The organism is Polaribacter dokdonensis, assembly GCF_024362345.1.
In the GTDB taxonomy this organism is placed as follows: Bacteria; Bacteroidota; Bacteroidia; order Flavobacteriales; family Flavobacteriaceae; genus Polaribacter; species Polaribacter dokdonensis.
In genome coordinates this window covers 1,030,421-1,044,126 of the sequence record NZ_CP101505.1, presented here as the reverse complement: position 1 = coordinate 1,044,126, position 13,706 = coordinate 1,030,421, and the positions used below count along the sequence as shown (strand labels likewise).

General features: G+C 30.7%; 13 protein-coding genes, 1 tRNA gene and 1 pseudogene. 12 read left to right on the top strand and 3 right to left on the bottom strand.

All coding sequences use genetic code 11. From position 1 onward, the window contains the following. Positions 1–8 precede the first annotated feature (8 nt). From LPB302_RS04885 to aroC, 3 genes are read right to left on the bottom strand one after another with little or no spacing between them, the layout of a single operon-like run. Positions 9–911, bottom strand: coding sequence for an alpha/beta hydrolase (locus tag LPB302_RS04885; protein WP_074613570.1), 903 nt, complete (start codon positions 909–911; stop codon positions 9–11). Then, entirely contained in the window at positions 908–2,005 is a 1,098-nt protein-coding gene (locus tag LPB302_RS04880) for a heparan-alpha-glucosaminide N-acetyltransferase domain-containing protein (protein ID WP_053975191.1), read from the bottom strand. The genes LPB302_RS04885 and LPB302_RS04880 overlap by 4 nt, the downstream gene beginning before the upstream one ends. 40 nt (positions 2,006–2,045) lie before the next feature. Then, complete coding sequence (gene aroC, locus LPB302_RS04875) at positions 2,046–3,110, bottom strand: chorismate synthase (protein ID WP_053975190.1); 1,065 nt, start codon at positions 3,108–3,110, stop codon at positions 2,046–2,048. A 239-nt stretch (positions 3,111–3,349) separates the two neighbouring features. On the opposite strand from aroC, the gene LPB302_RS04870 reads away from it, so the two are divergent. The 12 genes and pseudogenes from LPB302_RS04870 (at position 3,350) to LPB302_RS04815 (ending at position 13,688) form a co-directional block, all read left to right on the top strand. Beyond that, positions 3,350–3,434, top strand: a tRNA-Ser gene (locus LPB302_RS04870). Positions 3,435–3,716: 282 nt separating this feature from the next. Further along, entirely contained in the window at positions 3,717–4,964 is a 1,248-nt protein-coding gene (locus LPB302_RS04865) for a site-specific integrase (protein ID WP_053975189.1), read from the top strand. 97 nt (positions 4,965–5,061) lie between these two features. After that, positions 5,062–5,898 (top strand): RteC domain-containing protein, encoded by an 837-nt coding sequence (locus tag LPB302_RS04860; RefSeq protein ID WP_074613569.1) that lies wholly within the window; start codon positions 5,062–5,064, stop codon positions 5,896–5,898. Positions 5,899–6,122: 224 nt separating this feature from the next. Further along, positions 6,123–6,449, top strand: coding sequence for a helix-turn-helix domain-containing protein (locus LPB302_RS04855; protein WP_081817027.1), 327 nt, complete (start codon positions 6,123–6,125; stop codon positions 6,447–6,449). A gap of 1 nt (position 6,450) precedes the next feature. Further along, complete coding sequence (locus tag LPB302_RS04850; RefSeq protein ID WP_053975382.1) at positions 6,451–7,227, top strand: transcriptional regulator; 777 nt, start codon at positions 6,451–6,453, stop codon at positions 7,225–7,227. 341 nt (positions 7,228–7,568) lie between these two features. Next, positions 7,569–8,186, top strand: coding sequence for an ATP-binding protein (locus LPB302_RS04845; protein WP_053975186.1), 618 nt, complete (start codon positions 7,569–7,571; stop codon positions 8,184–8,186). A gap of 288 nt (positions 8,187–8,474) precedes the next feature. Beyond that, positions 8,475–8,708 carry a helix-turn-helix transcriptional regulator gene (locus LPB302_RS04840; RefSeq protein ID WP_223445336.1) on the top strand — a complete coding sequence of 78 codons (234 nt, stop codon included), beginning with the start codon at positions 8,475–8,477 and terminating at the stop codon, positions 8,706–8,708. Positions 8,709–8,765: 57 nt separating this feature from the next. Then, positions 8,766–10,016 carry a type II toxin-antitoxin system HipA family toxin gene (locus LPB302_RS04835; RefSeq protein ID WP_053975184.1) on the top strand — a complete coding sequence of 417 codons (1,251 nt, stop codon included), beginning with the start codon at positions 8,766–8,768 and terminating at the stop codon, positions 10,014–10,016. A gap of 22 nt (positions 10,017–10,038) precedes the next feature. Continuing rightward, positions 10,039–10,137: pseudogene (locus LPB302_RS04830) on the top strand (ATPase); the annotation flags it as partial. Between the two features lie 586 nt (positions 10,138–10,723). Beyond that, positions 10,724–11,143, top strand: a complete 420-nt coding sequence (locus LPB302_RS04825) for a serine hydrolase (protein WP_082329796.1) — start codon at positions 10,724–10,726, stop codon at positions 11,141–11,143. A 284-nt stretch (positions 11,144–11,427) separates the two neighbouring features. After that, positions 11,428–13,212, top strand: a complete 1,785-nt coding sequence (locus LPB302_RS04820; protein WP_053975182.1) for a helix-turn-helix domain-containing protein — start codon at positions 11,428–11,430, stop codon at positions 13,210–13,212. 248 nt (positions 13,213–13,460) lie between these two features. Continuing rightward, complete coding sequence (locus LPB302_RS04815) at positions 13,461–13,688, top strand: hypothetical protein (protein WP_223445340.1); 228 nt, start codon at positions 13,461–13,463, stop codon at positions 13,686–13,688. Positions 13,689–13,706: the final 18 nt, after the last annotated feature.

Here is a 13,706-nt window from a genome sequence, read left to right as displayed (position 1 = left end):
AGCTGTTTTTACATATTAATTTCTGTTTGTGCTTGTTGTTTTTTTAAAACACTAAAGTTTAAAAAATTTAAAATTTCTTCTTTGCACTCAAAAATGGGTCTTGAGTTCCAATCATGATTTCCATCTTTAACTGTATATAAAAAATAAGGTTTGTTTAGTATCTTTAATTTATCTGCAATTGCTCTAGAGCCATAAAGTTTTAGAAACCCAACATCTGTAGGTTTGCAATAATGATGTGGAGCTATATTGTAGGGTACTAAGTCATCTTTTGTGCCATGAAATAATTGAGTAGGAACTGCGCTTTCAGAATTTATGTTATTTAAAGTAGATAGTGCACCAGCCATAGCAATTAGGCCTGCAATTTTAGTATCTTGTTCTAAATCAGTGTTTTTGTAAGCATATGCGTAATGTAAAATTGCTTCTGCACCTGCACTTGAACCTACAAGTATTATTTTGCTAGTATCAATTTTAAAACGCCTTTGTCTTTTTACTAAATATTTAATAGCATAACTTAAATCCTTAGAAGCTTCATTGAACGCCTTAATTTTAAGTTCAGCTTTTGTGTTGCAACCAAAGCCAATACCTTTCATTGTTAACCTATAAGAAATTGAAGCTACATTATAGCCGTATTTTGCCATTTCTGAAGAAAATCCTGCAGAAACTTTATCATCTCTCTCTCCACCAGAAAATCCTCCACCATGAACGTAGATAATTAATGGTTTTCTACCTTTACGTTTTTTGGGCCTATACAAATCGAGTTTTAGGTTTTCCTCTAATTTTAATTTATGATAGGTAAATGTTCTTCTTTTTACTTTGTAAGCATCTATTAGGTAATTTTCTTGGCCAATAGTTTTTAATCCAAATAGAATTAGTGCCACTAATAAATACTTTATTTTGGATGATGAAATCATGAGTTTTTAAGTTTTCTTTTATCTATGAATTTTCTTAGTTGAACATATAAAAATGTATTTGTTTTTGCATAATAGAAGGATATAAAGCAAACAACAACTAAAAAAAGAGCTGCACCAAAAATTGCTTCAATTGGATTTAAACTTTTTCCAAAGATATGCTTTAAGCCAAACCCTGTAAAACTTCCATAAATGATTATAAAGTGTATGACATATATTGAAAGTGTTTTTTGACCTATTTTTAAAATAATCGGAATTTTTAAATAATTCTCTAAAGCATAGAAAAAAGCAAAGTATAACAGCACATTACCTAATCTTGTAAACAAATAATTATAGTTTGCGGAATCCATAAATAATTGAATATTGAATGTTTTTGAGAGATAAACTAAAAAGAGAGAAGAGTATTCAATAAGAGAAAATCCTAAAACTGTAAAAACAGTAATGATAATGAGTTTAAAGTACTTTTTATGAAGATTTTTATAAAAAATAGTAGCAATAAAGGCACCAAATGATACAAAACCAAACCAAGGTATGATTGTAAATACAGAACCATTTGCTTTAGATATATAATTATTTAAAAATATAGGAAGACTGTCTATTGAAATGCCCCTATAAAGTGGTTCGCAAACAAAAATTGATAGACCACAAATTAGTGTTAAGAATGAAAATAAATATGTTTTTTTGAACGTAAAAAAATAGATAGATATAATTAGAATTAAACTTAATCCTATAATTTGTAAAACATCAATAACTAAAAAGTAATAATTAAAATGACCTGTAAGCCAAGCAAGGAATGGTATTCTTAATAAATATCCAACTCCAATAAGAAATAAACCTCTGGTTATTCCTTTTCTCATCCTTTTTTTCTCTTCGCCTTTATCTTTTGCTCTTAGAAGTAAATAGGTGAAAATTAAGCCAGAAATCGTAAAAAAGGTAGGGGCTGTAATTCCTCTAAAATAAGACCAAATTCTGTAAGAAGTAAAATTTGTATCTCTATATACAGGATCAATTAATGTATCTATAAAATGTCCTTGAAGCATCATTAAAATGGCAAATGCTCGCACAATATCTATAAAATACAATCTACTAGTTCTCAAAAATAAGATTTTTGGGAAAGATACTTAAAATTGAGAGAATTTAGATTTTTCGGGTTTTATTGAGTAAATAGAAATCTGCTAAAACTAAAGCAGTCATTGCTTCCACAATAGGCACAGCTCTAGGTACTACACAGGGATCATGTCTTCCTTTTCCAGTTATTTCAGTAATTTCATTTTCTGAATTAATGGTTTGTTGAGAGCTCATGATAGTTGCAACAGGTTTAAAGGCAACTCGAAAATAAACATCCATTCCATTAGATATTCCACCTTGAATACCACCTGATAAATTAGATTTAGTGGAACCATCAGCGTTAAAAATATCATTATGTTCAGAGCCTTTCATTTTAGCACCACAGAATCCACTACCAAATTCAAATCCTTTTACTGCATTTATAGATAACATTGCTTTTCCTAATTCTGCATGTAGTTTATTAAAAATAGGTTCACCTATACCAACAGGCATATTTTGTGCAACACATGTTATTGTGCCTCCAATAGTATCTCCAGCTTTTCGGATTTCTTTAATCTTAGTGATCATTTTTTCTGCACTTTCTTCATCAGGACAGCGAACAATGTTATTTTCCGTTTTTGAGAAATCTAAATCTTGATAGGGTTTTTCCATGAAAATTTCTCCTACAGAAGATGTAAATGCATTTATTTGAATAGATGAAATTAATTGTTTAGCTAATGCTCCTGCAACCACCCAATTTGCAGTTTCACGCGCAGAACTTCTTCCACCTCCTCTATAATCTCTTAAGCCATATTTTTGATCATAAGTGTAGTCGGCATGAGAGGGTCTATAGATATTTGTATTATGATTATAATCTTTGCTTTTTTGGTTTGTGTTTTTTATAATAAAACCAATAGAAGTTCCAGTTGATTGGCCTTCAAAAATTCCTGATAAAAATTCTACAGTATCTGGCTCTTTTCTTTGTGTAACAATTTTAGATTGTCCAGGTTTACGTCTGTCTAATTCTTGTTGAATTGCATTTAAATTAATTTCCACGCCTGCTGGGAATCCATCAATTACGCCACCAATAGCAGTACCATGAGACTCTCCAAACGTAGTTAGCTTTAATAAATTTCCAAAAGAATTAAAAGACATTAGCTTTGATTATAGTTCGATAACAAAGATAATAAACAGTATGAGTATTCTCTACAGTTCTTTTATTAAATACGATTTCTAATATTATTGATCAATTATAAATAACTGTAGATTAATATGTTAAAAAAATAAATCTCATATATTCAAAAAAAATAAAAATTATTGGTTTTTTTGTTTCACAAAATGAAAAAGCTTTCTATATTTGCATCCGCATTCAGGAAATACCTGATGAGACGCTTGGAGAAATGGCAGAGTGGTCGAATGCGGCAGTCTTGAAAACTGTTGACTGTAACAGGTCCGGGGGTTCGAATCCCTCTTTCTCCGCTGATAGATTTTCAAAAATCATCAAAACCCTTTAAAACCTATGTTTTAAAGGGTTTTTGCTTTTCCACAAAACCCATAAAATTCATTAAATCGTATATAAAAGGTGTCCAATTCGGTGTCACTTGCAAATCACTAATACAAGTGACACCGAATTTCTCGCTAGCCCTTTGATAGTAAGGGTTTCAAAATTAAAAACAAGGCTAAAACTAGTTCAAAAAACGTACATCTTGCGTAGAATTAGGGGTCAGTTTAAATTTAATATGAATTTTAAAGGTTACCAAAATGAAAACAATCACAGCAATTCTCTTTTATCCAAAGAGAGCAAAAGTAAATGCTAAAGGACAATGTGTTATTTATACACGCATTACAGTCAACGGAAAACGAATTGAATTTAGTACGGGAAGATACATTGATCCAGCTAAATGGTCCTCAGCTGCAGGTAAAATGAAAGGACAATCTGCAGAAGCTCGTTCAATAAATAAACATCTTGATATCTTAAAAACGAAGATCATCGACATTCAAATGGAGTTTATTCATTCGAAAACTCCTATTTCTGCAAAACTATTTAAAAGCAAAGTTTTAGGAGAAGAAGCAAAACGCCGAATGTTAATTCCAATTTTCGAAGATCATAATAAAAGAATTGAAGAACTAGTAGGAAAAGAATATGCTCCAGGAACACTAGAACGTTATAAGACATCATTAAAGCACACCAAAGAATTTTTAGAATGGAAGTTTAAAGAATCGGATATCGATATTCTAAAAATCAATCATGCGTTTATTACAGATTACGAATTCTATTTAAGATCAGTCAGAAACTGCAGTAACAATACAGCAGTAAAATACATTAAGAATTTCGGTAAAATCGTTAAAATATGTTTGGCCAATAATTGGATGGACAGGAACCCGTTTAGCAATTACAAATCTAAAGTAAGAACTGTAGAGCGTGTCTATTTAACAGAAGGTGAAATTCAAAAACTAATGGATAAAGAATTCTCAACAGAACGTTTGTCTTTAGTAAGAGATATTTTCTTATTCAGTTGTTACACAGGGCTGGCTTACATAGATGTAAAAAACCTAACCAAGTCGCACATCAGTATTGGTATTGATGGCGATAAATGGATTTTCACCCACCGTCAAAAAACAGAAGCAGCATCAAAAATCCCAATTTTACCAGTCACTCAAATGATGATTGATAAATATGAAGAGCATCCAAAATGTATAGCCAATAACTCTTTACTACCAATTTTTAGCAATCAAAAAATGAATGCCTATTTAAAAGAAATTGCGATTGTTTGCGAAATCAATAAAGAACTTACCTTTCATATTGCACGACATACATTTGCAACAACTGTAACTTTGTCAAATGGTGTACCCATAGAAAGTGTCAGCAAAATGCTCGGACATAAAAATCTAAGAACAACGCAACACTATGCCAAGGTTTTGGATAAAAAAGTGAGTCATGATATGAATATTTTAAAACAAAAGTTAGCCAATACATACACTTTAGGTAAAAGTCAAGGTATAGGCTAGTTTAGTGTCTGTTAATAACTTTTTAAGGTGTTCATTTCATAGATTTTATACAAAATGATTTAAATTGTAGCTTTCAAAATATATCATTTTAATTGCTATGAATTCGTTTTGCACACCATTCTTTCAAAAATTGGAGCGGGATTTTGTATTACTCAAAAATTCCGAAAGCAATCCTATTGTAGCAAGTCAAAACATAATTTTATTTTTAGAAAAGAAATTAAAAAAGCTCAATAAATGGCTGAAAATATATCGCTTTGAATCTGAAAAAGAAGAGATTTATTTCTTCAAAGAATTAAAGCCTTCCTTAATTTCTAAAATACTGTTTTACAAACATGTTTTAAAAATCGAATCTACATTACCTTCAAGTAAAAAAGGAAAACGAAAGCACTATCTCAAAGCATTAAACAAAGCTGCTCAAATGGCTAGAGAAAATTTTGATTTTTATGAATATTTCAGATCCAGAGCAACGTATAACGATCACCATTATTTTATCAGAAGGCCTTATAAAGATATCATTCGCGATCATCCAATGCAATTGTATTTCGATTCAAAAATATCTACATCTCATGAATATCAAGTCGCAAATTTGATATGTTCAGATATGCTCACAAACTACCTAGAACGTAAAATAGATGAAATCGATCAGAAAAGTGGAACTACAAATTTCAGAGAACCTGTAAATTATTCATGGTCTGGTTCCAAAATAGATTTAGTCGAATTAATTTATGCACTCAAACATGCGAGACTAATCAATAACGGAAATACAGATGTAAAAGAGTTGGCAAAACACATAGGCAAAATTTTTAATATAGAACTAGAAGATAATATTTACAGAATTTACCAAGACATCAAATTACGCAAAACAGTCAGAACAAAATTTATAAATCGTTTAGCAGACAACCTCAATCAAAAATTAAACGAAGAAGATTTGTAAATCCCAACTTGGGTCAGCTGTGGTTTTTGGCTTAAAAAGCAGCTTTTTTTAAAAGCTCTTTTTGGTAAAGAAATCAACAGACTTTCATTTTAAAATATTTTATCAATAGTAAAAGTAGTTTACAAGCTTTTGGTAAAAAATAACACCCACCTTACGTATACCTTGTGAATAGGAAACACACAATTGGTCTTGTTTTGTAGTATAATAATTTAAAACAAATCAATATGTATCTGCACTTAAAAAAACTATTTCCAGAAACCGAAAACCTCGACATCTTAAAACACCAACAAGTAACAAAGTTAGATTTACTAAACGCTCTAAACTTTTTAGTAGATGAGATAAAAACTAGTAAAAAAGAAGAACAACCTAAAAAGTGGCTAAAGTCTTCAGAAGTAAAAAGCTTATTAAGAATTTCTCCTGGAACATTACAAAATTTACGCATCAACGGAACCTTAACCTATACCAAAATAGGAGGAATCATTTTTTACTCTTATGAAGAAATTCTAAAAGTAATGGAACAAAACAAAGTAAAAGCAACATCAAATGAGTAACATGAATTATATAAAACACCTAACTGGTTTCTTTGATAAAGTCATCAACGATCATACGTTAAACCCAACACATATTAGTTTATACATAGCCTTGTTTCAATTTTGGAACTGCAATCGATTCAGAAATCCCATCAGTATTTCAAGAGACGAAGTAATGCGAATTAGTAAAATCAGTTCAAAAGCAACTTATCATAAATGCTTAAAGAATTTACACGCTTTAGGATATTTGAGGTACGAACCCTCATACAATCCCTATAAGGGAAGTATGGTGTATATGTTTAATTTCTCAGAAAACTTAAAGCCAAAAAAGAAATCATTTAATAAACAAGTAAAAGACAAGCAGGAGACAAGTAACTTACCAACTACTGAACAAGCAGAGGTATCTTATATAAACTATACAAACAGTATAAACAATATAAAAAGTTTAAAAGAAGGAGAGCAATCACGGAATTTAGAATTAGAAAATTTAGTAGAGATTTCAAAACAAAAAAAGTTGCGCCAAAAAAACAAAAGGAATGTGCCAATTTTAGAAGAGGTGATGAAATACTTTCAGGAACAAAACTTTCCAGAAATCGAAGCCAATAAATTTTTCAATTACTTTTCAAGCAACGGATGGTTAGTAGGAGGTAAGACCCCAATGAAAAATTGGAAAGCTGCAGCAAAAAATTGGATGCTCAATAGTGTAAAATATAGCAACAATGGTAACAGCTCAAAAGCAGTAATTCAACCACAAAACCTCAACACAGCAATTGATAAAAATTACTCAGAACCACTTTGATGCTAGCGTCATCCTGAACTTGTAAGTGCTGAACTCGTTTCAGTATTTCAGGATCTCATAATTGGGCGCAATCTCTCAAAATCAAGTCACAATCCAAAACCGCCATAGAATCTGGCAGGCGAGTGTCAATAGTTTGAAGTTGTCGTTAAAAAAGAAATGCTGTTTGAGCTTTTGCGAGTTCATTTCTTTTAGACAACAAAAACTTAATTGACCGCCGAAGATTCAGGGCTTGATCTTTTTTTTCGTTTTGCATCAAGGCAAAATGATATGAAGAAAAATATAAAAACCATTTCATCATTCCCAAAAAGAAAAGAAGTAACAACGAATAACGAAAACCGAACATGTACAACTACCAAAAAACCACAAACTGGTTAGAATCCAAAGGAAAGCAATTATTTGGTGATCATTTCAAAATATATGAAGAAGACAAAACCATTATCTACAAATTGATAGCCTACAGTTTACAAGATCAAAAAATGGTAAAAAGATGCAATATCTATTTAGAAAAAGGAGTCCTACTTTCAGGTCCCATTGGTTGTGGTAAAACCACATTAATGTCATTATTAAAATTCTTAGTACCAAAAGATCAGAAATACTATGTAAAATCTTGCAGAGAAGTAAGTTTCGAATTCATAAAAGAAGGTTATGAAGTAATACACAAATACAGCAAACCAAAACTCCATCAAAAAAAAGCAGGAATCATTTGTTTTGATGATTTAGGTACCGAAAGCAATCTAAAATACTTTGGGAATGAATGCAATGTAATGGGAGAAATCTTGCTAAGTCGTTATGATGCTTTTACACATCCAGAGCAAAGTCGAAGAACAAAAACACATCTCACTACCAATCTATCAGCATCAGAAATAGAACAATTTTATGGCAATAGAATCAGAAGTAGATTAAGAGAATCTTTTAATTTAATAGCCTTTAATAATAATACAAAAGACAAACGAAGGTAAATTTTACCTCTGTTTTTTAAACGAGTGTAAAAAATTAAATTATTTATCCTTGTCAACGTCATTGCGTGGAGTGCGCAGCTTGTATCGAGCGAAGTCGAAATGTGGCAATCTCATCAGTTTAAACCGATATCTTATTTGTTTATAAGGTCATATAAAAAGAATAAAATTATTATTTTGATTGTTATTTCAATCAATTAAACTATATTTGATTGAAATAACAATCATTTTGTTGTCATGAATAAAAAAATACAAATACTATTTCCTAAGCATAAGGACATTCTTAAGCAAATGGGAGAAAACATCAAATTAGCAAGAAAGCGACGTAAACTAACAACAACGCAAGTTGCTGAAAGAGCCGATATAGTAAGAAGTACATTATACCTGATTGAAACAGGGAGTCCTAGTGTAACATTGGGTGCCTATTTCAATGTATTAAGAGTATTAGGCTTACAAGACGATTTCTTAAAACTAGCAGCGGATGATGAGTTTGGAAGAAAATTACAAGATTTAGATTTATTATAAAATAACTGTCATTGCGAGAAGGCACGACGAAGCAATCTCATAAATTAGAAGTGTAAAATGGCTACTAAAAAACTAGATATATACGTATACGCACATTGGAAACCAATAATAGAACCCGAATTAATAGGCATTCTTTCAGCACTAAACGCAAAAGGAAAAAAGGCTTTTAGTTTCGAGTATGATAAAAACTGGATCAAATCTAAAAACCAAATGCTATTAGATCCAGATATTCAGTTTTATGGTGGTCCACAATATCCAAATAATAAAGAAAATTTTGGTGTCTTTTTAGACAGTATGCCAGATACTTGGGGACGTACATTAATGAAAAGAAGAGCGGCTCAAGAAGCAGCTGTAATTGGAGAGAAAGCAAAAACATTATATGAAATAGACTTTTTACTCGGTGTGTATGATGAAAGCCGAATGGGGGCATTAAGATTTAAAACAGATGTAGATGGTCCATTTTTAGATAATAACAATCTGTCTCCAACACCACCTTGGTCATCAATACGTGAACTTCAAGATGCTGCTCAAAACTTTGAAAATGATACCGAAAATGATGAAGCAAGACAATGGTTAGCTATTTTAATGGCACCTGGTTCCTCTTTGGGTGGTGCCAGACCCAAAGCAAATATTTTAGATAACGATAAAAATTTGTGGATAGCAAAATTCCCTGCAAAAAATGATACCACAGACAAAGCTGCTTGGGAATATCTAGCATATCAATTGGCATTAAAAGCAGGTATAAAAATGTCTGAATGTAAAATCCAAAAGGTTACCGGAAATTACAATACATTTTTTACAAAACGCTTCGATAGAGAAAATGGCGAAAGAATTCATTTCGCTTCGGCAATGACCATGACTGGTAATAACGAGGTGAAAATCAGAGATCATCAAGCAAGTTATTTGGAATTAGCAGAATTTATTCAAAATCATGGTAGTAATATAGAAAGCAATCTCGAGCAACTTTGGCGACGCATGATTTTTAATATTGCCATTTCCAATACTGATGATCATTTACGCAATCATGGGTTTATAATTACAAACAAGGGTTGGGAGCTCTCTCCAGCTTACGACCTCAATCCGTCTATAGATAAAGAGGGGCTGGCCTTAAATATCGATATGGATGATAATGCCTTAAACTACGATTTAGCCAAAACCGTAGGCATATATTTCCGTTTAGATGAAAACCAAATGAATAGTATTTTAGATGAGGTATTCGCTGCGGTTACTTCCTGGAAACAATTGGCAATAAAAATAGGCATTTCAAATAAAGAAATTCAACTCATGCAAAAAGCATTTAAGGTGTAGTTTTTTATTACCACAAACCACAAAACTAGAACAATTTTATGGCAATAGAATTAGAAGCCGTTTAAGAGAATCTTTTAATCTAATAGCCTTTCCAAATCATACAAAAGACAAACGCAAATAATAAATTTTAATTTCTTTTACTTCTTTTGTTGCTTATAATAAGTTTTCTTTCCCTTCATTTTTAATAAGTGAACTAATGAATAAGTTCTAAACAATAATTTAGTTATTCATGAACTCTCATAAAACACTAGACAAAATCAATTATTCTTTTTGAGATATAAATACTTTAAAATCTATGAAAGCTTTGTTTCCATAGGGTATTAATTTTTTATAATGTTCAATATTAAACAAAATCTGCAAAACTTCTTGGTTGGGAAATTCAACAACTATAATGATATATGGCTTTAATTCTAAAAACAGTCTTTAATATATTTTTTAAAAAATAGAACGAATCACACCTAATTCAATTTTTAAAAAGAATTATTTGGATTCAAAAATTCAAAACAAAAAAGTGCTTATTTTCTATTATATAGTGAATTTATCATAGATGTCATAACCTTGGCGCAAGCGTCAGTCAGGTTTGTATTTAATTTTGTCACATAAACATTAAATACATTATTATGACTCATTTTATTACGCGAATTACTTTACTGATTACCTTTCTTCTTTTAACTTCCATTAGTTTTAGTCAAAGCTATGCATGAAAAATAGACTCTATAGTTTCAATAGATTACGGCACAGAAGATCCTGGAATTTCAATTTTGGTAGCCAAAAATGAAAAAGCTATATATGATAATGCTTTTGGGAAATCAAATTTGGAACTAAATACACCAATGCAGTTGAATACTGTATTTCAAATTGGTTTAATTACAAAACAATTTACAGCAGTTTCTATTTTAATGCTTGCTGAGCAAGGAAAATTGAATATTAAGGATAACATTGAAAAATATTTTCCAGAATATGCTAGTAATTGGAAAGATATAACCATTTACCATTTATTAAATCATACGTTAAGAATAAAAAATAGCACACCTGTTGGCGGCAAAGGGTTTGTATCTAGAACGGATATGACATCTACAGAGCTAATTGCCTATTTTAAAATAAAAAATATTTTTTTGTGGTTTTAACTCTTTTATCCAATTACAAAACTTGAATCTAACAACTATAATCGTACTAAAGAATTTAAAAAATTAAAAATTCCAGTATTTTCTTTAAATCAATCTAACACCAATTTGTTTGTTTAAATGCCGTATTAAAATACCTTAAATAAAATATAATAATTAAAATATCATTTAGAGAATTCTCCATTTAGCCGTTTTATCTGTTCACAAATTTGCTGAAATATGTTTTTTATATTCTTTACAAGAGTTAATTGACTTATATTTATCTTTTATTTTAAGGATCGAAGAGTTTGATTGACCAAAAATCTATAGCAGTACTTCCATTCGTCAATATGAGCAGTAATATTGAAAACGAATATTTCTGCGATGGATTAACCGAAGAAATTATTAACGCATTAGCAAAAATCAAACAACTTTCGGTGACTTCCCGAACCTCTTCATTTTACTTTAAAAACAAAATAGTAACTGCTAAAGAGATAAGAGAGAATTTAAAAGTGGCTACTTTTATTGAAGGCAGTGTAAGAGTGTCAAAACATAAAATGCGTATTACGGTGCAGATGATAGATACTTTAGAGGACTTTCATTTCTGGTCAGAAACCTTTGATAGAAACCCGGAAAATGTTTTTGAAATTCAAGATGAAATCAGTCTGTTTATTGCTGAAAAATTACGCGAGCATATTGGTCATCTCGAAATAAAAGAAAAGCTGGTAGCGCCTGTTGATGTTGCAGTAGATGTATACAGAGAATATCTGAAAGGCAGATATTACATTATGAAGTTGGATTATAAAAACTCCATAAAAGGCATCAATATTTTAAAGGAAGTTATTAATAAGTCACCCAATTTTTCAAACCCTTACCTTGATATTAATTTGGCATATGTTAATATGGGAACCATGGGTATTTTGCCTTCAAATGAAGCATATGAGAAGGCCCAACCATATTTGTTAAAGGCGTTAGAGTTAGACCCAAACTCATCAAGATCACAATTGAATTTGGCTTGGATAGAATGTTGGCAAAACTGGAATCTTAAAAAAGCCTACAACCATGCAAATAAGGCTTTGGAAATTCAACCTGCAGACGATATTTACCTAACGATTTCTAATTTTTTGACCGTAGAAGGAAAATTAGATGCGGCACTTAATTATCTTGACAAAGCCTTACAATTAGATCCTTATGCGGCTATAAATCATCATTACAAGGGTTTTTTATACTACTTAAAAGAAGATTATAAAACTGCTATACCTCATCTAAAAAAGGCATTAGATTTAGACCCTAAATTACTCTTTCCACCAATTTATATAGGAATTTGCCTATTAATGTCAGGTCAGTCAAATGAAGCTTTGACATATTTCAGTTCACTTGAAGGCGTTTCTGTGAAAGACCTCACCAAATTAGGAGGTGAAACCATGTGCTATGCCAAACTCAACGAAACCGAAAAGTGTAATGACGGGTTAAGAGAACTAGAAACCTACTTAAAAACTGAACTTTTAGATAAGGCGTTCATGTTTTTGATATTAGTTAATGCCTTACTGGGTAATAATAAAAAGGTAATTGATTTAATAACCCAAGCATACGATAAACGTTTGCCTTTAATTCTATTACTAAATCCATCACCAATTCTTAAACCTGTAAAAAATCACAAAAGGTTTAAAGACATTATACTGAAAGCTATTCCGGATAACTTGAATTATAAGCAAAAGAAAAGTTACAAACAAATATTATTGGATACTAGTGAAATTAAAAAGTACAGCAAAGAATTGGAGCAAATTATGATAGATTATAAACTATACCTTAACCCAGATTTATCTTTAAAAGATTTAGCCTCTTATATAGAGCTTCCTGCCAATTATGTCTCGCAATTATTAAATCTCGGCTTTCAAAAAAACTTTTCTGAATATATCAATACTTTTAGGATTAATGAATTTAAAGAGCGCGTTCTTTTGGAAGAAAACAAAGGCTTAACTATAATGGCTGTTGCTTATGATAGTGGTTTTAATTCTAAAACAGTGTTCAATACCTTTTTTAAAAAAATAGAGGGGATAACACCAAATACTTACCTTAAGAGTAATAGTTAGTTCTGATTTAAAAAATAGAAACTTCCTTTTATAAGCTACAATTAGTTTTGCTTCATCAAATTAGTAACAATGTTTATTTTAAGTCTACTAATCAGTAATTAAACCTAAATAAATAAATTGAACACCACAATAGTAATGACCTCAAGTGCTTTATTTTTGGCCATTATTGTAATTCTTTTTTACCAAATGAAATAGTAGAATACCTAAATGTCGAGCCAAATACTATTACTACACTCTTTTTGAAAATAATGAGTGCATTATACTTGGGTTTTGGAATTTTAAATTGGATGGTTAAAGGAACGTTAATTGGAGGAATTTATAATAGACCGATTGCAATTGGAAATCTAATACATTTTGGGGTCGGGGCAATTGCACTAGGCAAAATTGCTTCTAAGATTCAAGCACATTCAGAAATTATTATTTCTCTTACAGCTGTGTATGTGATTTTTGCAATACTTTTTGTCTATGTCTTTTGAACTAATCCGACAAAAACA

Excerpts from the sequence above, each read along its gene's own strand:
- LPB302_RS04835 (WP_053975184.1), top strand. The coding sequence starts at position 8,766 with ATGGCTACTAAAAAACTAGATATATACGTATACGCACATTGGAAACCA.
- aroC (WP_053975190.1), bottom strand. The coding sequence starts at position 3,110 with ATGTCTTTTAATTCTTTTGGAAATTTATTAAAGCTAACTACGTTTGGA.
- LPB302_RS04865 (WP_053975189.1), top strand. The coding sequence starts at position 3,717 with ATGAAAACAATCACAGCAATTCTCTTTTATCCAAAGAGAGCAAAAGTA.
- LPB302_RS04845 (WP_053975186.1), top strand. The coding sequence starts at position 7,569 with ATGTACAACTACCAAAAAACCACAAACTGGTTAGAATCCAAAGGAAAG.
- LPB302_RS04815 (WP_223445340.1), top strand. The coding sequence starts at position 13,461 with ATGAGTGCATTATACTTGGGTTTTGGAATTTTAAATTGGATGGTTAAA.
- LPB302_RS04860 (WP_074613569.1), top strand. The coding sequence starts at position 5,062 with ATGAATTCGTTTTGCACACCATTCTTTCAAAAATTGGAGCGGGATTTT.
- LPB302_RS04855 (WP_081817027.1), top strand. The coding sequence starts at position 6,123 with ATGTATCTGCACTTAAAAAAACTATTTCCAGAAACCGAAAACCTCGAC.
- LPB302_RS04850 (WP_053975382.1), top strand. The coding sequence starts at position 6,451 with ATGAATTATATAAAACACCTAACTGGTTTCTTTGATAAAGTCATCAAC.
- LPB302_RS04840 (WP_223445336.1), top strand. The coding sequence starts at position 8,475 with ATGGGAGAAAACATCAAATTAGCAAGAAAGCGACGTAAACTAACAACA.
- LPB302_RS04885 (WP_074613570.1), bottom strand. The coding sequence starts at position 911 with ATGATTTCATCATCCAAAATAAAGTATTTATTAGTGGCACTAATTCTA.